The following is a 23599-nucleotide window of genomic DNA, read 5'->3' as shown; positions in this document are numbered from 1 at the left end:
ATCGCGCTCTGCCTCTCCAACAGTTTCATCGGGAGGTTCCCTTGGAAATCACGCATGCAAACAATGGTCACAAAGGCGCTGTCCTGACCGATTGGCGGCCAGAGGACACAGAGTTCTGGTCAAGCAAGGGCAGCGCAATTGCCACCCGCAATCTCTGGATATCCATTCCATGCCTCTTGCTGGCGTTTTCGGTCTGGATGGTTTGGTCGGTTGTCGTCGCAAAGCTGCCAGGCATTGGCTTCACGTACACCACAGGTCAACTTTTCTGGCTTGCCGCACTTCCCGGCCTGTCGGGCGCAACTCTGCGCATTTTCTATAGCTTCATGGTTCCAATTTTTGGTGGGCGTGTCTGGACAACGCTCAGCACGGCGTCCCTGTTGCTGCCTGCACTAGGCATCGGCTTTGCGGTACAAGACCCGACGACATCCTATAGCTGGTTCCTTGTTCTCGCGCTGTTGTGCGGGTTCGGGGGCGGTAATTTTGCCTCCTCGATGGCAAATATCGCCTACTTCTATCCGAAAAGAACAAAAGGCAATGCCTTGGCCCTGAATGCCGGGCTCGGAAACCTTGGCGTTTCAGTCATGCAGTTTGTCGTCCCGCTTGTGATCACCGCCGGTGTGTTCGGCGCCTTTGGCGGCGAGGCCCAAAGCATTGTCGGTGGTGGTGAGATTTTCTTGCAAAATGCCGGTTTCATCTGGGTGCCATTCATCGTGATTTCGACGATTGCAGCCTGGTTTGGCATGAACAGCATCGCAGATGCCAAAGCCAGTTTCAAAAAGCAGTCGATCATCTTCAGCCGCAAACACAACTGGATCATGTGCATCCTCTATACCGGCACCTTTGGCAGCTTTATTGGCTATTCCGCCGGATTTCCGCTCTTGATGAAAACCCAGTTCCCGGAAGTCGATGCCCTGCAATATGCGTTTCTTGGTCCGCTGGTCGGTGCGCTTAGCCGTGCAGCAACAGGTTGGATATCTGACAGGCTTGGTGGTGGTCGGGTTACGTTCTGGACCTTCATCGGCATGATCGCCGCTGTTGTCGGAGTGCTCCAATTCCTCCCGCTTGGCGGAACCAGTGGTCATTTCTGGGGCTTCTTTGCCTGCTTTATGGCGCTGTTCTTCCTGACCGGTGTCGGCAACGCATCGACCTTCCAGATGATCCCGTCGATCATGCGTCAGGAAATCCCGCGTCTGATGCCTCAAGCCGATCAGGCCACCCAGCTCAAACAGTCGGAACTCGAAAGCTCCGCGATCATTGCCTTTACCAGTGCGATTGCAGCCTATGGCGCATTCTTCATTCCCAAAGCCTATGGCACCTCCATCGCGCTCACCGGTGGTCCCGCAGGTGCGCTCTGGTGCTTTGCAGCCTTCTATGCGGTCTGTGTTGTCATCACCTGGTTCTACTACAGCCGCAAGAACGCACCGGTTTCGTGCTGATTACCCGAAATTCTCCCTGCCCGACCTAACCGGTACGGGCAGGGCCCACAGCCTTCAGGAGAAACGCCATGAGTCACCTGTTAGACCGACTGAACTTCTTCCAGAACAAGGAATTGGAGAGGTTTTCAAACAACCACGGCCAGGTCACCCGCGAAAACCGCGATTGGGAAGACACCTATCGCAACCGCTGGCGCCACGACAAAATCGTCCGTTCAACACACGGTGTAAACTGTACCGGTTCTTGCAGCTGGAAAATCTATGTCAAGTCCGGGATCGTCACCTGGGAAACCCAGCAAACCGATTACCCGCGCACCCGTGCCGGATTGCCAAACCATGAACCGCGTGGCTGCGCCCGTGGCGCAAGCTATAGCTGGTATCTCTATTCGGCCAACCGCGTTAAAAACCCATTGATCCGCGGTAAGTTATTGAAGTTGTGGCGCCGCATGCGTGCAACTATGAACCCGATCGAGGCATGGACAGCCGTTCAAAACGACCCTGTCCTGCGCGCAAGCTACGTTTCAAGCCGCGGCAAAGGCGGATTTGTACGTGCGACCTGGGATGAGGCAACCGAGCTGGTTGCCGCAGCAAACGCCTTTACGGCGAAAACATATGGTCCTGATCGTGTGTTTGGCTTCTCACCCATTCCGGCAATGTCCATGATCAGTTATGCCGCAGGCTCACGTTATCTCAGCCTTCTGGGCGGCGTGTGCATGTCATTCTATGACTGGTATTGCGATTTGCCTCCGGCATCGCCGATGACCTGGGGCGAACAAACCGACGTTCCGGAATCAGCAGACTGGTATAACGCCGGATATTTGATCCTTTGGGGGTCGAACGTACCACAAACCAGAACGCCGGATGCCCATTTCTATACCGAAGCGCGCTATCGCGGGACCAAATCAGCCGTCATTTGCCCGGACTATTCCGAAGCTGCGAAATTCGGCGACGTTTGGCTGAATGTCAAACAGGGTACGGATGCTGCATTGGCATTGGCTTTTGGCCATGTAATCCTGCGGGAATTCCATCTTGATCGTCAAACCGACTATTTCGAAGAGTATCGCCGCAAATATTCGGACTTCCCGATGCTGGTGAAACTCGACGAGAAGAACGGCTCGCTCATTCCTGGTCGCTTCCTGCGTGCTTCCGACCTAAACGACAAGCTGGGCGAAGACAATAACCCGGACTGGAAAACTGTCGCGATTGACAACATGTCCGGCGGACTCGTTGCACCAAATGGGTCGATCGGCTATCGCTGGGGTGAAGCTGGTGAGTGGAACCTGGAAGAGCGCGCAGCAGGGGCAGATACCAATCTGAAAATGTCATTGATCCTAGAAGAGGATCATGACGAAATTGCCGGGGTCGATTTCCCCTATTTCGGTGGTGATGCGTCGGAACATTTTGCGACCGATGCACAACACCCGGATGTTCTGACCCGTAACATTCCGGTTAAACGCGTCCAGACTGCCAATGGCGAGATCATGGTCGCGACTGTATTTGACCTGTTTTGTGCCAATTATGGTCTGGATCGCGGCCTGGGTGGTGACTGGGTCACTAGTGACTATGCCGACGGCATGCCCGGTACCCCGGCATGGGCAGAAAAGATCACCGGTGTTTCAGCTGACAAGATCATTCATGTTGCCCGTGAATTCGCCAGAAATGCCGAAAAGACCAAAGGCAAATCGATGGTCATCATCGGTGCGGCAATGAACCACTGGTACCACATGGATATGAACTATCGCGGTGTCATCAACATGCTGGTGATGTGCGGTTGTGTCGGCCAATCAGGCGGCGGCTGGGCCCACTATGTCGGACAGGAAAAACTACGTCCGCAAACCGGCTGGCAACCGCTGGCGTTTGCCCTTGATTGGGGACGCCCGCCTCGGCACATGAATTCCACTAGTGCCTGGTATGCTCATACCGACCAGTGGCGTTATGAAACCCTTACCGCCGATGAAATCCTGTCTCCGACTGCTCCGGAAGGCGACTGGGATGTTTCGATGATCGACTACAATATCCGTGCCGAACGGATGGGATGGTTGCCATCGGCACCGCAGCTCAAGACCAATCCGCTCGAAGTTGCAAAGGCGGCCAAGGAAGCGGGCAAGGAAATCCCTGCTTATGTTGCCGAGCAATTGAAAGCCGGCGATCTGGAAATGTCGTGCGAAGATCCGGATGATCCTCAAAACTGGCCGCGCAACCTGTTCGTCTGGCGGTCCAACCTGTTGGGATCTTCGGGCAAGGGGCACGAGTATTTCCTGAAACACCTGCTTGGCACCGATCATGGCGTTATGGGCAAGGATCTTGGCGAAGAAGGCCGTCAATTGCCCAAGGAAGCCAAATGGCATGAAGAAGGCCCGCGCGGAAAGCTTGATCTTCTGGTCTGCATTGATTTCCGCATGAGCACGACGGCGGTCTATTCCGATGTCGTTCTGCCAACCGCAAGCTGGTATGAAAAGAACGACCTTAATACGTCGGATATGCATCCGTTCATCCACCCGCTTCAGGCGGCTGTTAATCCGGCCTATGAAAGCAAGTCGGATTGGGAAATCTTCAAGGCCATTGCCAAGAAGTTTCAGGAAATCGTACCGGGTTACCTTGGCCAGGAAACCGACATTGTTGCCTTGCCGATCCTGCATGATACCCCGGGCGAAGTCGCACAGGATCAGGTCAAGGATTGGAAGAAAGGCGAATGTGACCTTATTCCCGGCAAGACCGCACCAAACTATATCGCCGTTGAACGCGATTACACCGCAATCCACGACCGCTTCACGGCACTTGGTCCGTTGCTCGACAAGCTGGGCAATGGCGGCAAGGGCATCAACTGGAAAACCGAGATTGAAGTTCAGCATCTTCGCGATCTGAACGGTGTGTGGCAGGACGGTTCTGCCAAAGGCTGTGCAAAGATTGATACCGACATCGATGCCACAGAAGTGGTTCTTATGCTGGCACCCGAGACCAATGGTGAGGTTGCGGTCAAGGCATGGGATGCGCTTGGCAAGTTCACCGGACGCGATCACACCCATCTTGCCTTGCCCAAGGAAGATGAAAAAATCCGCTTCCGCGATATTGCCGCCCAACCACGCAAGATCATCTCTTCGCCAACCTGGTCGGGGCTGGAGTCCGAACATGTCTGCTACAATGCGGGCTATACCAACGTTCATGAGCTGATCCCTTGGCGAACCCTGACGGGGCGCCAGCAGCTTTATCAGGATCACCTTTGGATGCGGGCCTTTGGCGAGGGATTTGTTTCCTATCGTCCGCCGGTCGATCTCAAGACTGTCACCGAGGAAATCAACGACGAAGCCCGCGACGGTGTGCCGCATGTGGTACTGAACTTCATCACACCGCACCAAAAATGGGGCATCCATTCGACCTATAGCGACAACCTGTTGATGCTAACGCTCAACCGGGGTGGTCCGGTCATATGGATCAGTGAGAACGACGCAAAACGCGCCGGTATCGTCGATAATGACTGGGTAGAACTCTACAACACCAACGGTGCGCTAACTGCCCGCGCGGTCGTTTCCCAGCGAATTAAGGATGGTACGACATTCATGTACCACGCTCAGGAAAAGATCGTGAATACGCCCGGCTCCGAAAAGACCGGCAAACGTGGCGGGATTCATAACTCTGTCACCCGTACGACACTTAAACCCACGCACATGATCGGGGGCTATGCCCAGCAGTCTTACGGTTTCAACTACTACGGAACCGTGGGTGCCAACCGTGACGAGTTCGTCATTGTCCGCAAGATGCAGAAGGTCGACTGGCTCGACGAAGAAGCAAACGACAAGGAGATCGGCAAATGAGAGTCCGCGCACAAATCGGCATGGTGCTGAACCTCGACAAATGCATTGGATGTCATACCTGTTCGGTAACCTGCAAAAACGTCTGGACCAGCCGCGACGGTGTTGAATACGCTTGGTTCAATAACGTCGAAACCAAACCGGGCACGGGTTATCCGACCGACTGGGAAAACCAGAACCGCTGGAACGGTGGCTGGGAACGCACCAAGTCGGGCAAGCTGCAACCCAAACAGGGATCGAAATGGCGCATCCTGGCAAATATCTTTGCCAACCCGGATTTGCCGGAAATCGATGACTATTACGAACCATTTGATTTCGATTACGATCACCTGAAATCCGCCCCGGACATGAAAGCCTTTCCGACCGCCCGTCCGCGTTCGCGCATATCGGGTGAACGGATGGAAAAAATCGAAAAAGGCCCGAACTGGGAAGAAATTCTTGGCGGGGAGTTTTCGAAGCGCTCGGAAGACTACAATTTCGAGGGCATCCAGAAAGAGATTTACGGCGAATACGAAAATACATTCATGATGTATTTGCCACGCCTGTGCGAACACTGCCTGAACCCGGCATGTGCCGCAAGCTGCCCTTCTGGCGCGATCTACAAGCGTGAAGAAGACGGAATTGTCCTGATTGATCAGGAAAAATGTCGGGGCTGGCGCATGTGTGTTTCGGGCTGCCCGTACAAGAAAGTTTACTATAACTGGTCAACGGGCAAGTCGGAAAAATGCACACTTTGCTATCCCCGTATTGAGTCAGGCAACCCGACGGTGTGTTCGGAAACCTGTGTCGGCCGTATCCGCTACATCGGTGTGATGCTTTATGATGCCGACAAGATCGAAGCGGCCGCCAATGCCGAAGAAACCACCGATCTTTACGATGCGCAGCTTGGCGTGTTCCTTGATCCGAAAGACCCGGAAGTTATCGCTGCCGCCCGCGCAGATGGCATTCCCGAAGACTGGATCAAGGCCGCACAAGACAGCCCAATCTGGAAAATGGCGATGGAGTGGAAAGTTGCCTTCCCGCTGCATCCTGAATACCGCACCCTTCCGATGGTATGGTACATCCCGCCGCTTTCCCCGATCCAGAATGCTGCCGAAGCCGGTGCGATTGGCATGGACGGCGCAATGCCCGATGTACGCAATCTCCGCATTCCGCTGAAATACCTCGCCAACATGCTGACGGCTGGCGACGAGGAGCCGGTGGCACATGCGCTTGAGCGAATGTTGGCAATGCGGGCCTATATGCGTTCAAAGACTGTGGAGGGCGTCATTGATGAGTCCGTCGCCAAACGTGTCGGCCTTGATGGCGCAACCATCGAAGACATGTACAAAATCATGGCACTAGCCGACTACGAAGACCGGTTTGTCATTCCGACCACCCATCGCGAACAGGTTGAAGAAGCCTATGACCTGCGTGGCGGTGAAGGTTTCACCAACTGTAACGGTTGTTCTTCCGGCATCAGTCAGGGCTCCCTGTTTGGTGGCAGCAAGAAACCTCTGAAAATGCCAGAGGAGGTACGCTGATGGACCGCACGCTTAAATCACTGTCACTTCTGCTGAGCTATCCGACAGAAGAACTGCAACAAGCCATGCCCGAAATTGGCGGCGTTCTGGCGTCTGACACCCGCCTGACCGCAGCAGCGCGTCGCGACCTGCGACCACTGGTCGAGGCAATTTCAAACGATGACATCTACGATCTTCAGGAACGCTTTGTCATGCTGTTTGATCGGTCGCGCAGTCTTTCGCTCAATCTATTTGAACATGTTCACGGCGAAAGCCGTGATCGTGGGGGTGCCATGGTCAGCTTGCTTGAAACATATCGGGCTGGTGGTTTTGAACCGGCTACAACAGAACTTCCGGACCACCTTCCTGTCCTGCTGGAGTTTCTGGCAACGCAACCACGTGCTGAGGCACAAGACACACTTGCCGATGCTGCCCACATCTTTGAGGCCATTCGCGCCCGTCTGGAACATCGCGAAAGCCCCTATCAGGCGGTGTTTGTCGCCTTGCAGCAACTGGCAAACGTAACCGCCGATGCCAATGCGGTTGCCGAACTCCTCGAACAGCCCGAAGACGATCCCGACGATCTCGAAGCACTTGATGAGGTCTGGGAAGAAAGCGAAGTCACGTTCGGACCAGACCCAAATGCCGGTTGCCCGCAGGTGCGGGACATCCTCTCGCGTATTGATCAACCCGCTGGACCGGTGCCGCCGGAAGCAGCAGAGTAAAGGAGGCTCTCATGCATAACTTCCTTTTCGGGATCTATCCCTATATCGCGCTATCGGTCCTGATTATCGGTTCTATCGCCCGATATGAACGCGATCCGTTTACCTGGAAAACATCATCAAGCCAGCTTCTCCGTCGCAAGCAACTGATGGTGGGCTCGGTCCTGTTCCATGTTGGTGTTCTGGTGATCTTCTTTGGCCATCTGTTTGGTCTCCTGACGCCAATCTGGATTTTTGATGCCTTGGGTATCAGTCATGGTGGCAAGCAGACGCTGGCCGTTGTTGCAGGCGGGATCGCCGGTGTCATGGCGCTCATTGGTGGTCTGATGCTGTTTCATCGTCGGATGACCGACCCGCGTATCCGCAAGACGTCAAGCTTTGCCGATATCGGCATTCTTGCTCTGTTACTGGCACAGCTTGTTCTCGGGATCGGGACGATCTTTGTGTCGCTCGAACATCTCGACGGGCATGAAATGACCAAATTCATGGCCTGGGCACAGGGAATTTTCACCTTCCAGTCCGATGCTGCCAGCCACATTGCCGATGTGGCCTGGATCTTCAAACTGCATCTTGTTCTGGGCCTGACGATCTTCCTTGTGTTCCCGTTCACGCGCCTTGTGCACATGCTCTCGGTTCCAGTCCGCTACTTCGTGCGTCCGGGCTATCAGATTGTCCGGTCACGTCGCACCAGACCTTTGTCAAATCGATAATGGACAGTCGGCGCAGTAATGCGCCGACCACCCTCTGCACACAAAGGACAAAGCGCTATGAATACACAAATGTTCCCCGATCTTGTCATCAATGGTGAAACAATCCCGCAAACAGCAGTGGCTGCAGAATTGCAGAACCACACGGCGTCAAAGGATAATTTTGCCGACGCCTTGCGTAACGCGGCAAATGCACTTGTCATCCGCACCCTGTTGCTTCAGGAAGCGCGCAGAAACGGCATAGAAGCCATTCCGCAGGAAGTCTCGCCAAACCGGTTCGAAACCGAGGACGAGGCCATGATTCGTGCCCTGCTGGAAGCTGAAATCGACATCACCCATCCGAGCGAGGAAGATATTCGCACAGAGTGGCAGAAAGCCCCAGAACGGTTTCGCACCATGCCTTTGTGGGAAGTTTCCCACATTCTTTGCAAATGCGACCCGAATGATGCCGTCGAAAAAGAACTGGCCCTGAGACGGGCAACCGACATCCTGAACGAGCTTCGTAAAGATGGCCAAACGTTCGAAAAGATTGCACGCGCGAAAAGCGACTGCGGATCGCGATCTGCCGGAGGGTCGCTTGGTCAGTTACGTCCCGGCGATACCGTGCCGGAATTTGAAACAGCCCTGCGCCAGCTTTCTGACGGCGAAATCGCGCCAGAGCCAGTGCTTAGTCGATATGGCTATCATATTGTGCGGATGGATGCGCTGGCAGAAGGGCAGCCACTGCCTTTCGAGACCGTGAAACCAAAAATTTCCGAAGCAATGGAAAAAGCCCAATGGGCGCGTAAGGCAAAACTTTTTGTCGATGGCCTTATTGCGTCAGCTTCGATCACCGGGGCCGATCTTGGGCGGGTAACCAGCAATACCAAGCCGAACTAAGCACACATTTTTGCGTACCGTACCTCCAACCGGTTTGAGGTTTCCATGCTTGAAAACCTTTTGGAACGGAACAGAATCTGGTCCCGTTCAAGACAAAACGAAGAACCCGGATATTTTTCCAGACTGGCAAGTCATCAGGCTCCAGAATTTTTCTGGATTGGATGTTCGGACAGCCGCGTCCCTGCAAACGTTGTTGCGGGCCTGGATCCGGGAGAAGTCTTCGTGCACCGCAATGTTGCCAATGTGGTGCATTCATCGGATTTAAACCTGCTTTCCGCGCTTGAATTTGCGGTCGAAAGCCTGAAAGTCCGCGAGATCATTGTCTGTGGCCATTACGGGTGTGGCGGGGTGAAAGCCGCAACCGAAGACCTCCCGCATGGCTTGGCAGACCATTGGCTTGAGCCGATCAGACGCCAGGCCCGTTTTCATGCCTGCGAGCTTTCGCAGCAAGACAATATCGAAATAAGGCGCGATAAGCTGGCTGAACTCAATGTCATCGAAGGCGTTGGCCGGGTCGCAGAAACCCCGATCATGCGGCGCGCCTGGCGCATGGGCTCCGACATCAGGATTTACGGTCTGATCTATAGCCTGAAAGACGGCCTTTTGCGCGACCTTGAATGCACAATCCGTCGCTCGGATATGCCTGTTTCAAAGGATCAGGTCTCCTGACTCAGGTTAACGTTTTTCCCGTACGAAACGAGACAAGGATTACCGAAATGAAAATCGCTTACACGATGGCTGCGGGTAGAGGAGACACGGACTTGCTTTTGTCCCGTGTCGCCCAGCGCCTTTTGGACAGAGGTTTGCGCGTTTGCGGCACAGTACAGATCAACTCCGAACGGGAGGTAGATGATCCGTGCGATATGGATGTTAAGGTACTGCCAGACGGTCCGGTTATTCGAATTTCTCAGGCACTGGGCAAACATTCACGCGGCTGCCGCCTCGACACAAGTGCTCTTGAGGATGCGGTTGGCTTCGTTACCGCTGAACTTCAAAAAGGTGCCGATGTTCTCGTAATCAACAAATTTGGCAAGCATGAAGCCGAAGGACGCGGTTTTAGGGATGTCATTGCCGATGCCTTGGTGAAAGACATCACGGTACTGGTCGGCCTGAATCAACTAAACCTTGAGGCATTCAAGGAATTTGCTGGCGGTCTGCAAATCGACTTGCCTCCAAAGGAGCAAGATCTTTTTGATTGGCTGGAAGGCAATTGTTCTTTCTCCCAGCCAGCCTGACGCGTTCCATACCCCCGAATTATGACAATTTGGGCGGCTGGTGCATGAATCTACTTTCTTGCTGGAGCTCAGGTTTACTTTGTCTGGAAACCTCAATTAACGGACAAAATCAGCCCCGAAACGATTGATACGCCGCCGGACTTGCGTAAACGCGTGTCGCATGCTCCTAGCCAACAGCCGACCGCTTGTCTGCGGGTCACATCACGCTTATAGTAACGGTTCAAAAATTTAGCTGACATCGCTTTGCCTGCGCCCCTCAATGCTCCCGGAACGTCCTTTTGCGAACCGGGTGTTTGTATCTGCTCGGGTTGCACCATATCACCAGCCGGCTTTTTCTATCTGCTGCTCGACGTCTTCTAGGGTTCAACTTAGGAGACGCATGATGTCACGTACCTATCGCAAGCAGAAGGGAAAGAAGATCGCCGAGCGTCTTTGCGACTATCCGCGGCCGCGCTTCCCGGATGGCGTTAACACAGAATGGCGCAAATTTCGTGTTCACAAACCGATGCGAACGCTCGAGCGCGCCTATCTTCGCCGCATCCTCAAAGGCGCGGACTGGAATGATCTGGTTCCGCTCCCGGATCGATGGCCAATGCCCCATTTCTGGTGAGGTGCTGTTCGGTACACAAGGATGCAGTAAATGGCGCCTGAAAATCTTCACCTACTGCAACAACATGTTTGCACGCCGCTGGTACAGCAATCAACAATACCGGCGGCCTGCCTTCATTCACTTGGCGCAGGAGAGAGGCAGAAGCTGCTTTATAAGATAGCCACATCCCTTGCTTCACCGCCCACAGAAGCACAGCCAAAGTGTCTGACCCCATCGCGTGTATCGCGCATCCTTTGACAAAGATAAGCTTAAGATACAGTCTAACGATGCGTTGACCACCGAACGCGGAGAGGTCCGATGCAAAGCGAGATCAAGCGCTTGCGGATTTTGGGAGGAGGTGGTGGGCCCGGCGAGACTTGAACTCGCAACCAGACCGTTATGAGCGGTCGGCTCTAACCAATTGAGCTACAGGCCCTAATCGAGCACATTCAAACGATTACGAATGCTCAACACGCAGCCGTAAACTAGATAAATTCAGCCCAAGGTCAAGCGCAAACTCTAGACGATGGGCAGCTACCAGCGAGATATTTCCGACCTTCACAAACTGAGCGCGATTGCAGCCAATTCTATCATGCCCGGATCGTGCTCATTGCGAGTAGCTGCGAAGCATTCTTGGTTCATACTGGCCCAAATCATTCGGAGAGAAACTACCTAGAAACCTCGGCTTCAAGATATTCTTTGACCTCTACGATCCCCCCTACACCACTTCGCAACATCACATCCAGAGCGCTGCATCCGTTGAATGTTAAATTGGTCTTCTTCACCCATTGATACCCTTGCACCTTGTCAGCAAAAAGCACCCTTAACTGTCGGTGAATACTGAGGAGCAGGTTCGCTCGGACTATCATGTCCTCATTCGGCTGCTGTTGCTCATTTTCGAAATCCAGTCTGCTGGCTTCAGGTAATTGTCCCATAAGAGCCTGAATATCATCATTCGAGAGTCCCCAGTTCCGAAGCAGCCTGAGGGCCGCTCGACACAAAGTTTGCGCCTCTCTCAGGGTAAGTACATTCTCAGCCTGTTCCTCGGACATTCTCATTCCTCGTCACTTGCTAATCCACGTGTTTTCACAACAATAGGTAACACTTGGACAAATGAACCTGCTCTTCACGATCTCTCTGACAATCATAGCAGAAATAACGAAGCTCCTATGCACAACCATCCTAATTGAGACCAATTAGCGCAGTAGCGAGAAAAACAACTAAGCACTTGAAATAAAACACTTTTCCACTCATGCGACGGTTCAAGAACGCACGAGTGGAAAAACAATAAAAATCAAAACCTTAGCTATCTATTCGCGCCAAATTTAAAACTATTTCAACAACGGAGATCAGCTATACGATATTTGGTCGAGTAGCCCCTTCAAACGGTCTCTTCCTTTTGCAAACAGCTTCTCTGAAGTTCGAGATGGCTGTGAGGCGCCCAGCAACTGAATCAAAGTACTTTGCAGCTCTATTCGACTGATCCCGGAACTTAGAATTTTTTCCGCAACAGGCTCAATTCGCTCCACATATCCCGAGAGCAAAACAAGTAACTCAAGATCGATATCACTTGTCTCAAAAGAAGCCCCGCATTCTGCAGCATCAACTACCGCGAACAACAGTTCATCATCTGGCGCAACAATTGGTAAACCTTTGGACCAGCCTTCATTTGAAGTTGGGACGTGAAGCGTTTTGTCCCTCGTATCGTAAGTCACAGCCAACTTGATTGCAGGTACGCTAACCTTGGGCCGTATGCTCACCCACATACCAAGTTGATCAAAGTAACACGGCCCAAATGAAAATGATTTTCTAAGCTTTTCATCAAAAAGAGCCAGAGGACCATCTGTATTAACTATTCGCCGAAACTCCCTCATGTTCTGGCTGGAGTTAACTAAAGTCAGCGACACTTTGTCTGGAACGTCAATGTCAATGATTGAGGAGAATAGGGCAGTATGGCCTGACAGCCCCAAGCCTATATCTAGCATAAACTCGCTAAGGAGTGCCTCCATCAAGGAGATTACGTCGGATGCAGCATGGCCAATCCCAGTATGTTGGTTGACGCCCATTCTAGTGGGCGCAATTAGAAGCCTTTCACATTCAAGCTCGAGCCAAGATCCATACGACGCTGCCAAGTGCTTCACGTACGCAATTTCGCTAGGCCCTAAGGGAGAAAGAACATCGCGAAAGCGCCAACCTCTCTCGTAAATGCTGAGCATATCTTGATCGCTCAGATCCCGTTCTCTGTCACCTTGCCAAAGAAGAGAACGCAAAAAGGGATAAGTCTGATTTTCAGCCATCACACCCGCCTCTCAAACATCACGCGACACCACCAGGTTTGGCCTGTTCCGGTGACTCCTCGTCACTGAAAAGCTTGTTGAGAGCCTCTGGATCCACCCCGAACTTCAGAAATCCCCTTTCTGTTCGTGAGTACATCAACAACTCAACTTCTCCCTCTCTAATCATGCTCAAGAGCTTCACGTATGAGAGACCTTGCTTGTTGTACTTCTTAACAGCAGCAATCAATTGCACAGGACCAAGCTTGAACTCTGCAGCATGTTCCTCCAGTTCGTGCAAGAAGCCTTCGAGTACTTTCTGATCGAACCGCCAGCAATGGCTGCCATCCAGGTCAGGGGAATGAAAAGGCGTTATAAATCCCGCTTTAACCAGAGTCTTCAGAGTGTGCAAAGATACCGAAAGCATGTGCGCAGCAGCACCAGCACCGATCAGTCTTTTCTTCAAATCTAGATAGGAATTTATGCTCTCATGAGTGATGAGCCGATGAATTTTGCTCCCTCTTCGAGAGACTATCGCTTTGAGATGCCCCTCATTGATCAATCGATCAATATTTCTATGATTAGTGCGCAACCATTTCCGGGTATCAGACGCAGAGACAAGCCATTTGTGCCTCCCGGGACTTGGCTGCAATTTGGGTACTTTGATTGTAGTCGGAGCATCCGCCAAGAGATGAAAATATGCTTCAAACCCTTCGAAGACGACAGGTGCTCGCGACCTGTAAACCGAGCTTGCTTGGTATAAATACACAAGATTATTGGCAAAAAACTTTGGCTGGGAATAATTCTCTGGCGATACTAGCAACCTCCCCATGTAGCGGAAAAACCCGTTAGGCCAGTTGGTCAGCGCCTCTGCGGCGGCGGCAACTTGCCTAACGATGTTCTCTTCCTTTACATAATGATAAGACCTCCCGTCGAAATCACCGCCTTTCTCCAGAAAAGAACCAAGCAACGAAACCGTCTCAATAGCTTCTTTGAACGTCGCGTTCAGAATGCAACTAGGAAATCCATACTGTTGTAGATTGAAGTTAGTCCCCCCATACTTGTTGGAGAGCAACCTAAGTAAACCAACATGGCTCTCCGAAAGCCTCGTGGCCGCGTTGTTTTTGGCTCTTGCACACTTACAAAAGTCGAGCGTTGTTCGGTAAAACCTCGCAACTCCGCCGCATTCTGAGCATTCCTGCCGCAAGCGCCCCCCATGTCGAGGGCAATGAGTTACCAACCTCAGATCCCACAAACTCGACAAATATTTGTTTTCTCGAGCACATAGTGAGCAGATTGCCTTCGTGGGCCATTTGAAGAAGTATCGGGATATCACCTCTCCATTCGGCAGGCGCACCTTTGAATGATTACCTTCAGACGTATTAATTGGCGCTAACGTTATAATCTCTTCCAATGACCGCCCTAAGACCAACGCGAGGTCCGGAATTCGGCTTTTCCACGTCGAAGCTTTAGTATCCACATACCCGAGCCCAGCATGCCTCAACGTCCAAGCTGAACTCTCATATGCATTGATACCTGCAATTCGAATTAAGTAACCGATCAAACTCTCGTCTTTAATAGGAGGAGAAGTTATTGGAACCGCTTTAGAATGGCCCACTTTGCAGTCCCTCCTGTTGACGGCCGATCACTCTTCCAACTACTTCCTGCTGTGCGGATTGCCACGGCCTTACCGCTTTAGTGTCAAGGTCTTCAGAAGCCTTCATTAGCTCCGAGAAAGCCGCTGCCAGATGCTGCTCCGTGAGCGTCTGACTACCGCTCAACAGTGCGATCTCTACGGAGCGATTGATGACCTTGGTGATGTAACCAATTAACCCTTTGCAAGATCGGGCTAACTTCAACATAGCATCGCTATTTTTGAGCACTGAGGTTGACGGATCGGGTAAGGGCAGCTCTTGGTTCAAAAAGTGAAACAACATCAAGAGTTCTTTTGCTCCACTTTTCGTTGCGGGGTCAAACGGGTGCAACTCAATCCGCCCACGCCTGCGTGTTTCAAGCTGAGAATTCACCTTGAAGATTTCGTTGACCTCCGGAAGCCCTACGAACAGCACTGGTCTGCGCAATATCTCAAGCTGAGTTTTCAACCAATCGGCCATATCGTAGCGACGGGCTTGACTGCCTTTATTGGTTACATGTTGGAACTCATCGAAGATGAGCATGTTAACACTGGCGAGGTCCGCAAACCGAGCGATCCGTCTCTCCATCGACACGAGTGTTCCCATACTCGCGCAAGGGTCTCCTAAAGCTTGCAAAATGCCGGACGCCAGATTTTTGATTGTACAGCTCTGCGGTATGATAATTGACAGAACCCGGCCAGAACTTGCTCCACCGTTGGCGGTAGTGCAAAAACTCTCGATGATAGAGGATTTTCCCGCACCTGTTTCACCAACAATTGTCAGAATGCCTGGAGCATATGTGCGTGTTCCAGACCTGTAAAAGTTGGTTATCCGAGCGATTACCTCTTGGAACTGACCGTGATGAACTCTCTGGTTTTGAAACGCTGCCAATCCATCCGCTTGCTCGTCGGTGAGAAAACCTAATTCATGCATTTTCGCCTCCCGTTCTGCGAGACGGAGAGGTTGACTTCCACTGTGCACGTTCGATCTCCGCTACAATCTCGTCAGTTGAAAAGTCAAACTCCTCCAAAGGCGCATCATTATGCTCTTTAGCATCTGAGGCGCTTTCCAAGTTGGTCACAACATCAGCAGTGACTTCCTCACTCGCGAACCGATGTGCCCTTTTGCGTGTGGTCTTCTGCTTACTCGACTTAAGTTGCTGAGCGAGCTCGAAGGTCGTAACGCGTGCGCTGAGGAGCGCCTCTTCCGAGTGTTTTCGTGCCCCATTTGTTTCCTTGGCAACAACACTACGGATCATCTTATGACGCCAGACGGACAGACCATCCGCATAGGTCTCAAACCTACATTTTGCTGGCAGAAATACCCGATTTTCTGGGTCCTCGACATACACGGTCAGGAGATTTTCAGGATCAAACTTGACTTTAACTTTGGGATTCTTCGGTAACCGCATCCTTCCACTCATCAGTCGCCGATACAGCAACTGAATAGCATCAGATTGAAATTGCAGATTTAGTAACGTCACACCAGTACGAGACAATGTGCACGTCTCAACGCAGGACGTGAGAATCTCCAAGTCTTCAGGATTACTAAGAAGACGCACAGGATGCGTATTTGTCCCTCTTTCCCATTTCCGGATCGGACAATCGCGAATGCCTTCGTGATACGAGTTAGGATATTCATCAACCAAGAACTTGGTGACCAAAAGCATCAAATCTTGGATAGTAATCTTTGCATTTTTCTCCGCTGGATACTCGCCACGCTCTTGGGGGTTTGAGAATGTCGTTCCTTCCAGCGTATGGATGAGTTTAGAGTTCAGCGTTCCAAAGAGCCGCTCAACTTTGCCTTTATATCGCGGAGATCTCTTAGGATTGTACTCAATTGAAGTTCCAATTTGGGCCGCAGAGTTGAGCAAGTTCTCAGAATGGAATTCTAACCCGTTATCAACCACCAACAATGCGATCAAGCCAAAGCAGAGCCACTCATTCTCGATGGTCACACCTTGCTCGCGACCATCCTGCGCATGAAATTCATCGATCACCCGCCTCACAAAGGCATCCTTGGGAGCGATTGCATTTCGCAAACATCTCATAATTGAGCGATAAGAAGGGGCCTCAGGGCTGATATCGAAGCCTACTACCATCCGACTGTATACGTCTAAGGCAACGGTTAACCACACACGCCCCAGCACATCTCCATTTGAATACACGACCAACAGATCAATCAGATGATGGTCTATTTCGACCCGCTCCAACGGGCGAGATGCCCCAATGCCCGAATCAACCGGTCTAAACTTTTGATCAGCAACATTGGTACCCTTTTGAGCCGCGAGCACCTCGTATGGGTCCAGATTGCCAAGCCAGCGATAAACCGTTCTGCGACTGGGAGCTGTAAGCCTCATCCCTAACGAGAGGCTCTTGTTCTCTCTCTCAATCTTGCGCTTAACAAGGTTGTAAACCTCCGTTCCACTCGCATGTTCTGGCTTGAGATAGTGCTCAAGCGCGGTCTCCCAGATGATCGTTTTAATGCGATTATCTGCACGAACCTCTTTCGGCCCCTTAAGACAATGCCGCGGCAATAAAGAACGAATGTCACGACCACTTGAATGCCAAGCGGTGTACCAACGAACCAACGTTCTCTTCGAAGGCACAGAAGGTGAGTTAGCTTTACGGGAATGCATTATTACATAATTCACTGCCTGGTTCAGGTTAGCGGCCTTTACAACACTGTCGACCTTCTGAACAAAAGCGAGTTTTCTTCTGGCTTCGTCACGATCCCGTTTGCTGAATGCATCGAAAGAGACGAGCTTATGGCGGACATCATCAATTGAAGTTCCGGTGAGTTCTGCTTCACCGTCATAAATCGCCCTTACAATGTCCTGAGCAGGAACCATCATCGGCTCGCCAGTATCAAGATGGCTGAGATGTATTTCGCCCCCAGCTGTTCGCGCCACGACCTTGTATTGCGCACCATCGAGCTTAATACGGGATCCTTCCGGAAGTTGAAATTTGGTCATTGCCCAAGTCCTCCTTGAACTAACTCAACAGGAGTGCTCAGTCCAATTCGCGCATCTAAATCAATTTTTAACTGACCACTGGCAACAAGCAGCAGCACGTCGCCTAAGTCAGCATCGCCGCCAATGAGGTCGGCAACCTCCTGTATCGAGACATGGGGACATTCTCGGAAAAGTGATCGCAGCTGCTTCTTGTCTACAGCTGGTGGCTCGCAGAGACGATAAGCACTCAGCAGCCCCAAGTTTTTCCGTCTTGGCTCTCGTCGAATGTCTTGTTCTGTCCATATTTCGAAACGATAGCCATTTTCAGCCAATGTAGCTTCGATCAATGGGAACCGCTTTTGGTTATCTGGTTTCAGTAGCTCACCGGAGGCCTTAACCTCAATGACCGTCTCGCCAAAACTCCCTTGAATCAATATGTCTGGAAAGTAGATCCGGTCTCGACCGTCGCATTGATAAACAAGCTTGAAGGGTTGAACAGCGACCTGATCGACCTCCGGCATAAGGTCAACAATAATGAGAGCATCTCGTTCAAGCTGAGACTCCCACGGCAAGAGACGCCGCGCTTTGCGACTGTAGTAATAACCATTTACGCGCCCCTTACTCCGAGACACGACTTTGCGGACGGGATTCATCATGATCCTCTCCTTCGCATATGCATAAGGCAAAGCTCACCCGTGGCGTGCTGACACGCAGTGCTTGCCTTCAATTGGGCAACGTGCTAAAGGAGGAGTTGGAAGCTATCTCGCTTTAGCGACGTAATTGACCGGTTCAGTTCTCTGGGTCGGTTTTTTGCGTTTTGGGAACTCCGTTACTGAAATGTTGCGGCGTCTATAATCTCTTTATTCGAGGTTTTGTCAACGCCACCCAACACTCTGCACTCAACTTAAGGTTGATAAACAATCAACACTGTGAATACAAAAAAATCATTACTATTAATGCATTACAAAAAATCTCTAGTGACTTTCATACAAAATAATACAAATACAAAATCAATACAAAGTTGTGGAACGCTAGGTTTTCTGCCTGACACCACGAGCAGAGTCTCTCTCACCAATCTCAAATGTTTGCATCGAGCAGATTTACTGCGATAAAGAAAACCCAAAAACGGATATCTTCCTTTTTGGAAGCCACTCAACCTAGAGCTTTAGCCGATCCAGACATAACTGTCCGTCCACTGGAAATTAGTTTGTTTGGCGTCCTATAAACCATCCAAATGTGCCTTGTAGGCTTAAAGACTCGAGGGGAAAGGGTCGAATACAACTAATGCATTCTGGCGTTTTGCACTGAGAATAGCGCGAAATCGAACTGCGGCTTGCAGCTACAAACCAATTGAGATCGCGCACCATAATATTTCAAGAAGCGGAAAGTTTTTGACGGGGCGCGGGCGTGCAGATTGTTAGCAGCTGCAGAACAGTGAAGTAGTTGTCAACTTCTTGGCACGAATGTCATCTTTTGTGGCACTAATGACAACTTATGTGGCACGCAACAATGACAATTTACCCTGGTAGGCCCGGAGGGACTTGAACCCCCAACCAGACCGTTATGAGCGGTCGGCTCTAACCAATTGAGCTACGGGCCCCCAAGACAAAAAGTCCGGGTAAAGAAAAGACCGCATCGATGTTTCGATGCGGTCCCGAAAACTAGCGATTTTCGGGCCAAGGTCAAGCCCGAACGTCGTTTGATTTCTTAATAATCGAGGAACGAACGCAATTTGCGCGAGCGCGACGGATGCTTGAGCTTGCGCAGTGCTTTTGCTTCGATCTGACGGATACGTTCACGGGTAACAGAGAACTGCTGACCAACCTCTTCGAGGGTGTGGTCGGTGTTCATACCGATACCAAAACGCATACGCAGAACACGTTCTTCACGCGGGGTGAGCGATGCCAGAACACGCGTGGTGGTTTCACGCAGGTTGGCCTGGATCGCTGCATCAAGCGGCTGAACGGCGTTCTTGTCTTCGATGAAATCGCCAAGGTGACTGTCTTCCTCGTCCCCGATCGGGGTTTCGAGCGAGATCGGCTCTTTGGCGATTTTCAGAACCTTGCGGACCTTCTCAAGCGGCATCTGCAGTTTTTCTGCCAGCTCTTCCGGGGTCGGCTCACGACCGATTTCATGCAGCATCTGACGCGACGTACGCACCAGCTTATTGATGGTTTCGATCATGTGGACCGGAATACGGATCGTACGGGCCTGATCGGCGATAGAACGCGTAATGGCCTGACGGATCCACCAGGTCGCATAGGTCGAGAACTTGTAACCACGGCGGTATTCGAATTTGTCCACCGCCTTCATCAGGCCAATATTGCCTTCCTGAATGAGGTCAAGGAACTGAAGACCACGGTTGGTGTATTTCTTGGCGATCGAGATCACGAGACGCAGGTTGGCCTCGATCATCTCTTTCTTTGCACGGCCGGCTTCGCGTTCGCCCTTGTTGACAACGCCATAAACGCGGCGGAATTCACCAATCGGCAAGCCCACCTCGGCCGAAACACCACCAACACCTTCGCGCAGGTTGGCAATTTCGTCAGAGTAACGCTCGACAAAGGTTTTCCAACCCTTTCCCGGCAGACCGCCAACGCGTTCCATCCAGTTCGGGTCAAGTTCATGGCCCTGATACTGTTTAACGAAGTCCGGACGTTTGATTTTGCAACGGTCAGCAAAGCGCAGAAGCTTGCCTTCAAGGCCAAGCAGACGATTGTTCAAACCGGTCAGGTGATCAAGAAGTTCTTCGATGCGGAAGTTGTTCAGGTGAACATCTTCCATCAAATCGACCATCTCGCCCTTAAGCTTGTTATAGCGCTTCTCGGTCGCGGCCGGGACCAACTCACCCTTGTTCAAAGCCACCAGACGCTGTTCCTGCGCCTTATGGAGCTTCTCATAGGTTTTTGCGATCAGCTCGAACTTCTCAAGAACCTGCTCGGTCAGTTCCTCTTCCATTTTGGAAAGCGAAACGTTGACCTGCTCGTTCTCGTCATCTTCGTCGTCTTCGCCGTCGCCTTCACCCTCTTCGCCTTCGGATTCTTCGGACTCGTCATCGTCCTCTTCTTCCTCGGCGTCATCGGTGATGCCTTCGGGGGTTTCCGTTTCGGCGTCTTCGTCATCATCGTCATTGGCAGAATCGAAGCTTTCGACATCTGCTTCTGCATCGACATCGGTCTCTTCTTCGTCTTCACCCTCGGCCGCAGCAATTTCTGCATCCGGGCCACCGCCATAGGTGGTCTCAAGGTCAATGACATCACGAAGAAGCAGCTCGCCAGCCTGAAGCTGATCGTGCCAGTTAACGATTGCGCGAATGGTCAGCGGGCTTTCGCAAATCCCGCCAATCATCATATCGCGGCCAGCCTCGATACGCTTTGCGATGGCGATTTCGCCTTCGCGTGAGAGCAGTTCTACACTGCCCATCTCGCGCAGATACATGCGTACCGGGTCATCGGTGCGACCGACATCTTCTTCGGAGATATTGCCACGCGGATCGGCATCAGAATCGTCGTTGTCGTCGTCATTGTCATCGCCGTCGTCACCATCGATGACATTGATGCCCATCTCGTTGAGATTGCTCATCACGTCTTCGATCTGCTCGGACGAGAAATGTTCCGACGGCAGGGCCGCGTTCAATTCATCGACTGAGATGTGGCCTTTCTCCTTGCCCTTGGCAATGAGCTTTTTGATGGCCGCTTTATATGTATCGAGAAGAGGTCCGTCTGCGTTTTCAGAAGAGTTCTTTTTCTCTTCAGCGTTCGAAGTCTTAGACGACATCTATTCCCCGTTTCCCGCTGGGTACATTCGTACCGTTGTTGTCCCACGCACTGTGTTTTCAGCGCAAATCACAAATAGCCCGATCGCCGATCATGACCACAGAATGATCAAAAATCAGTCGTCGAGCTTAAACACATTTTCCCGGCGCCGGGCGAGATCCTCACGTCTGTGAGAAAACCTCTCCCATTCTTCCTCGCTGGTATCTGCTGCCAACTGTCGGACGGCGTATTTTGCCTCTTCGTCCTCCAGGGAGCTTACAGCCATGGAAAAAACCTGTTTCCAACCCGTTCGGGCCCGTTCAAGCGGCGTTTCGGGCTTGGCGAAAGCAGCGTGCGCGATTACATCGGCACCAACCACCCGCAAAACTGTCTCTGACAGCCCGTCGCGCTCCAAATGGGCCTTGATTGTTTCGGAATCAAGTCCAGGATCGTCATCAAGCAGCTTTAAGACGGCCCGACGAAGATTGTCAAGCGCGGAGTCTGCACAACTATAGATTCCAAGCTGTTCGCCAATCTCGTCATGCAAAGATGGATGATTGATCAGCGTCAGCAACAAGATGGAGTCCTGAAGGTCACGCTTCTTTTGCATCGGTGGTCGCGACATGCCCGGCACCGCTTTGCCTGCCGGACCCCAGAAATGGTCTTTTTTCCCGCGTTTGCCACCCCGATTGGCATTTTTATTTTGATAGCCACCGCTCGCACCCGCATTAAAAGCGGGCTTTTTACCACGGTCACCTTTGAACAATTTCCAGATGCGATCGTTAAACATCGACTTGTACTGACCGCGCACGGCTTCATCGGCAATCACGGAAATGCGCTGATTAATCGTCGCCTCAAGGGCTGCGCGACGTTCGGGCGTATCGATCTTGTGTGCGCCAACATCCATGCGCCAGACAAGCTCGGCCAAGGGCACGGCCTGTTCGATGATCTTTTTGAAACTGTTGAAGCCGTCTGGCGCGCCCATCAGGCTATCCGGGTCTTCGCCCTCTGGCAGGATGGAAAACAGCAATGATTTGCCCGGCCGCAAGATCGGCAACGCACGTTCAGCCGCACGCACAGCGGCACGTTTGCCCGCCGCATCACCATCAAGACACAGGATCGGCTCGTTGGTCATTTTCCAAAGCTCGCCGATTTGTTCTTCGGTCACAGCCGTGCCAAGCGGGGCAACAGCCCCCCGGAAGCCCGCCCGGTGCAGGGCAATCACATCCATGTAACCTTCTGTTACAATGATCGGTGCTTCGTGGCGCGATGCTTCGCGGGCCTGGGGCAGGCCATAAAGAAGGCGCCCCTTATGAAACAGAGGTGTGTCCGGGCTGTTAAGGTATTTCGGTTTGGCATCGCCCATCACGCGCCCGCCAAAAGCCACCACACGGCCACGACGATCAAGGATCGGGAACATCACACGCCCGCGGAACCGGTCATAGCTTTGCCGGCCGCTGTCTTCTGGCTCGATCAAAAGCCCGGCTTCTATCATGAGCTTTTCGTCAATGTCTTCGCGCTTGAGTGCGGCCTTCAGCGCAGCGCGGTTATCGGGCGCATAGCCAAGACGGAAATCGGCAATGGTTTTGTCATCAAGACCGCGTTGATGGAAGTAATCCAGACCTTCCTTGCCTTCGGGCATGCGCAACATGCGTTCAAAGAACGCGCAGGCCGCTTCCATCACCTCATAAAGGGTTTTGGCCTTTTGTTCGCGTTCCTGGGCTTCCCGCGATGGTTTGGGCACATCCATGCCGACCTGATTGGCCAGCACCTCGACCGCCTCGACAAAGGTCAGGCCACGGGTATTCATCACAAAGCTGATGACATCGCCATGCGCACCACAGCCAAAGCAATGATAGAAACCCTTTTGCTCATTGACCGTGAAGGACGGGGATTTTTCAGAATGGAATGGGCACAGTCCGGAATATTCCCGGCCGCGTTTGATCAGCTTCACCGATGTGCCGACGATATCCGCCAGTCCCACCCGTGCCCGCAGGTCGTCCAGAAACGACTGGGGAAAGCTCATATCTGCCCCGATCCCATACTCAGTTTGATGATCCCTGCCCCGTGCCTGATGTTTGTTTGTCGTTATCTATCAGGTCTCGGGA

At 52.1% G+C, this 23599-nt stretch carries 17 protein-coding genes, 2 tRNA genes and 1 pseudogene; 9 read left to right on the top strand and 11 right to left on the bottom strand.

The genetic code is table 11. The features are described 5' to 3' along the window. Positions 1 to 41 precede the first annotated feature (41 nt). The 9 genes from ACMZ66_RS15905 (at position 42) to ACMZ66_RS15865 (ending at position 10897) form a co-directional block, all read left to right on the top strand. A complete protein-coding gene (locus ACMZ66_RS15905) occupies positions 42 to 1436 on the top strand; it encodes a NarK family nitrate/nitrite MFS transporter (RefSeq protein ID WP_416938544.1) in 1395 nt (464 codons plus the stop codon). Between the two features lie 68 nt (positions 1437 to 1504). Beyond that, positions 1505 to 5245 carry a nitrate reductase subunit alpha gene (locus ACMZ66_RS15900; RefSeq protein ID WP_416938542.1) on the top strand — a complete coding sequence of 1247 codons (3741 nt, stop codon included), beginning with the start codon at positions 1505 to 1507 and terminating at the stop codon, positions 5243 to 5245. Continuing rightward, complete coding sequence (gene narH / locus ACMZ66_RS15895) at positions 5242 to 6765, top strand: nitrate reductase subunit beta (protein WP_416938540.1); 1524 nt, start codon at positions 5242 to 5244, stop codon at positions 6763 to 6765. Before ACMZ66_RS15900 ends, narH begins: the two co-directional genes overlap by 4 nt. Beyond that, positions 6765 to 7469: a nitrate reductase molybdenum cofactor assembly chaperone gene (narJ, locus tag ACMZ66_RS15890; RefSeq protein ID WP_416938539.1), complete on the top strand. Its 705-nt coding sequence runs from the start codon at positions 6765 to 6767 to the stop codon at positions 7467 to 7469. The genes narH and narJ overlap by 1 nt, the downstream gene beginning before the upstream one ends. An 11-nt stretch (positions 7470 to 7480) precedes the next feature. Then, positions 7481 to 8176 carry a respiratory nitrate reductase subunit gamma gene (narI, locus tag ACMZ66_RS15885; protein ID WP_416938537.1) on the top strand — a complete coding sequence of 232 codons (696 nt, stop codon included), beginning with the start codon at positions 7481 to 7483 and terminating at the stop codon, positions 8174 to 8176. 57 nt (positions 8177 to 8233) lie between these two features. Beyond that, positions 8234 to 9052 carry a peptidylprolyl isomerase gene (locus tag ACMZ66_RS15880; RefSeq protein WP_416938535.1) on the top strand — a complete coding sequence of 273 codons (819 nt, stop codon included), beginning with the start codon at positions 8234 to 8236 and terminating at the stop codon, positions 9050 to 9052. A gap of 45 nt (positions 9053 to 9097) precedes the next feature. After that, a complete protein-coding gene (locus ACMZ66_RS15875; RefSeq protein WP_416938533.1) occupies positions 9098 to 9721 on the top strand; it encodes a carbonic anhydrase in 624 nt (207 codons plus the stop codon). Between the two features lie 47 nt (positions 9722 to 9768). After that, positions 9769 to 10287, top strand: coding sequence for a DUF2478 domain-containing protein (locus tag ACMZ66_RS15870; protein WP_416938531.1), 519 nt, complete (start codon positions 9769 to 9771; stop codon positions 10285 to 10287). A gap of 379 nt (positions 10288 to 10666) precedes the next feature. Further along, the gene (locus ACMZ66_RS15865) at positions 10667 to 10897 is read left to right on the top strand and encodes a hypothetical protein (protein ID WP_416938530.1); all 231 of its coding nucleotides are present in this window, start codon (positions 10667 to 10669) and stop codon (positions 10895 to 10897) included. 338 nt (positions 10898 to 11235) lie between these two features. Here the strand turns inward: ACMZ66_RS15865 and ACMZ66_RS15860 are convergent. The 11 genes and pseudogenes from ACMZ66_RS15860 to dnaG all read right to left on the bottom strand — a co-directional run bounded on the left by ACMZ66_RS15860 (position 11236) and on the right by dnaG (position 23517). Beyond that, positions 11236 to 11312, bottom strand: a tRNA-Ile gene (locus tag ACMZ66_RS15860). Positions 11313 to 11544: 232 nt separating this feature from the next. Further along, positions 11545 to 11928, bottom strand: coding sequence for an antitoxin Xre/MbcA/ParS toxin-binding domain-containing protein (locus ACMZ66_RS15855; RefSeq protein WP_416938528.1), 384 nt, complete (start codon positions 11926 to 11928; stop codon positions 11545 to 11547). A gap of 297 nt (positions 11929 to 12225) precedes the next feature. Further along, positions 12226 to 13173: a hypothetical protein gene (locus ACMZ66_RS15850; RefSeq protein ID WP_416938527.1), complete on the bottom strand. Its 948-nt coding sequence runs from the start codon at positions 13171 to 13173 to the stop codon at positions 12226 to 12228. A gap of 19 nt (positions 13174 to 13192) precedes the next feature. Beyond that, positions 13193 to 14224: a hypothetical protein gene (locus ACMZ66_RS15845; protein WP_416938827.1), complete on the bottom strand. Its 1032-nt coding sequence runs from the start codon at positions 14222 to 14224 to the stop codon at positions 13193 to 13195. Between the two features lie 141 nt (positions 14225 to 14365). After that, positions 14366 to 14767: pseudogene (locus tag ACMZ66_RS15840) on the bottom strand (TniQ family protein); the annotation flags it as partial. Then, positions 14754 to 15716, bottom strand: coding sequence for a TniB family NTP-binding protein (locus tag ACMZ66_RS15835; RefSeq protein WP_416938526.1), 963 nt, complete (start codon positions 15714 to 15716; stop codon positions 14754 to 14756). The gene ACMZ66_RS15835 and the pseudogene ACMZ66_RS15840, both read right to left, overlap by 14 nt. Next, positions 15709 to 17757 carry a Mu transposase C-terminal domain-containing protein gene (locus ACMZ66_RS15830; RefSeq protein ID WP_416938524.1) on the bottom strand — a complete coding sequence of 683 codons (2049 nt, stop codon included), beginning with the start codon at positions 17755 to 17757 and terminating at the stop codon, positions 15709 to 15711. Before ACMZ66_RS15830 ends, ACMZ66_RS15835 begins: the two co-directional genes overlap by 8 nt. After that, positions 17754 to 18392: a TnsA endonuclease N-terminal domain-containing protein gene (locus ACMZ66_RS15825; protein ID WP_416938522.1), complete on the bottom strand. Its 639-nt coding sequence runs from the start codon at positions 18390 to 18392 to the stop codon at positions 17754 to 17756. Before ACMZ66_RS15825 ends, ACMZ66_RS15830 begins: the two co-directional genes overlap by 4 nt. Before the next feature lie 867 nt (positions 18393 to 19259). Beyond that, positions 19260 to 19336 (bottom strand) — tRNA-Ile (locus ACMZ66_RS15820). Positions 19337 to 19443: 107 nt separating this feature from the next. Then, positions 19444 to 21513 carry an RNA polymerase sigma factor RpoD gene (gene rpoD / locus ACMZ66_RS15815; RefSeq protein ID WP_416938521.1) on the bottom strand — a complete coding sequence of 690 codons (2070 nt, stop codon included), beginning with the start codon at positions 21511 to 21513 and terminating at the stop codon, positions 19444 to 19446. 114 nt (positions 21514 to 21627) lie between these two features. Continuing rightward, entirely contained in the window at positions 21628 to 23517 is a 1890-nt protein-coding gene (dnaG, locus tag ACMZ66_RS15810) for a DNA primase (RefSeq protein ID WP_416938519.1), read from the bottom strand. Positions 23518 to 23599 lie beyond the last annotated feature (82 nt).

This window comes from Thalassospira sp. (assembly GCF_048059015.1).
Classification (GTDB): Bacteria; Pseudomonadota; Alphaproteobacteria; order Rhodospirillales; family Thalassospiraceae; genus Thalassospira.
This window is presented reverse-complemented; position numbering and strand designations above follow the sequence as displayed.

Coding starts and splice junctions, on each gene's coding strand:
- ACMZ66_RS15865 (WP_416938530.1), top strand. CDS start 10,667: ATGATGTCACGTACCTATCGCAAGCAGAAGGGAAAGAAGATCGCCGAG.
- ACMZ66_RS15855 (WP_416938528.1), bottom strand. CDS start 11,928: ATGTCCGAGGAACAGGCTGAGAATGTACTTACCCTGAGAGAGGCGCAA.
- ACMZ66_RS15850 (WP_416938527.1), bottom strand. CDS start 13,173: ATGGCTGAAAATCAGACTTATCCCTTTTTGCGTTCTCTTCTTTGGCAA.
- dnaG (WP_416938519.1), bottom strand. CDS start 23,517: ATGAGCTTTCCCCAGTCGTTTCTGGACGACCTGCGGGCACGGGTGGGA.
- ACMZ66_RS15830 (WP_416938524.1), bottom strand. CDS start 17,757: ATGACCAAATTTCAACTTCCGGAAGGATCCCGTATTAAGCTCGATGGT.
- ACMZ66_RS15825 (WP_416938522.1), bottom strand. CDS start 18,392: ATGATGAATCCCGTCCGCAAAGTCGTGTCTCGGAGTAAGGGGCGCGTA.
- ACMZ66_RS15900 (WP_416938542.1), top strand. CDS start 1,505: ATGAGTCACCTGTTAGACCGACTGAACTTCTTCCAGAACAAGGAATTG.
- ACMZ66_RS15835 (WP_416938526.1), bottom strand. CDS start 15,716: ATGCATGAATTAGGTTTTCTCACCGACGAGCAAGCGGATGGATTGGCA.
- narH (WP_416938540.1), top strand. CDS start 5,242: ATGAGAGTCCGCGCACAAATCGGCATGGTGCTGAACCTCGACAAATGC.
- ACMZ66_RS15880 (WP_416938535.1), top strand. CDS start 8,234: ATGAATACACAAATGTTCCCCGATCTTGTCATCAATGGTGAAACAATC.
- rpoD (WP_416938521.1), bottom strand. CDS start 21,513: ATGTCGTCTAAGACTTCGAACGCTGAAGAGAAAAAGAACTCTTCTGAA.
- ACMZ66_RS15875 (WP_416938533.1), top strand. CDS start 9,098: ATGCTTGAAAACCTTTTGGAACGGAACAGAATCTGGTCCCGTTCAAGA.
- ACMZ66_RS15870 (WP_416938531.1), top strand. CDS start 9,769: ATGAAAATCGCTTACACGATGGCTGCGGGTAGAGGAGACACGGACTTG.
- narI (WP_416938537.1), top strand. CDS start 7,481: ATGCATAACTTCCTTTTCGGGATCTATCCCTATATCGCGCTATCGGTC.
- narJ (WP_416938539.1), top strand. CDS start 6,765: ATGGACCGCACGCTTAAATCACTGTCACTTCTGCTGAGCTATCCGACA.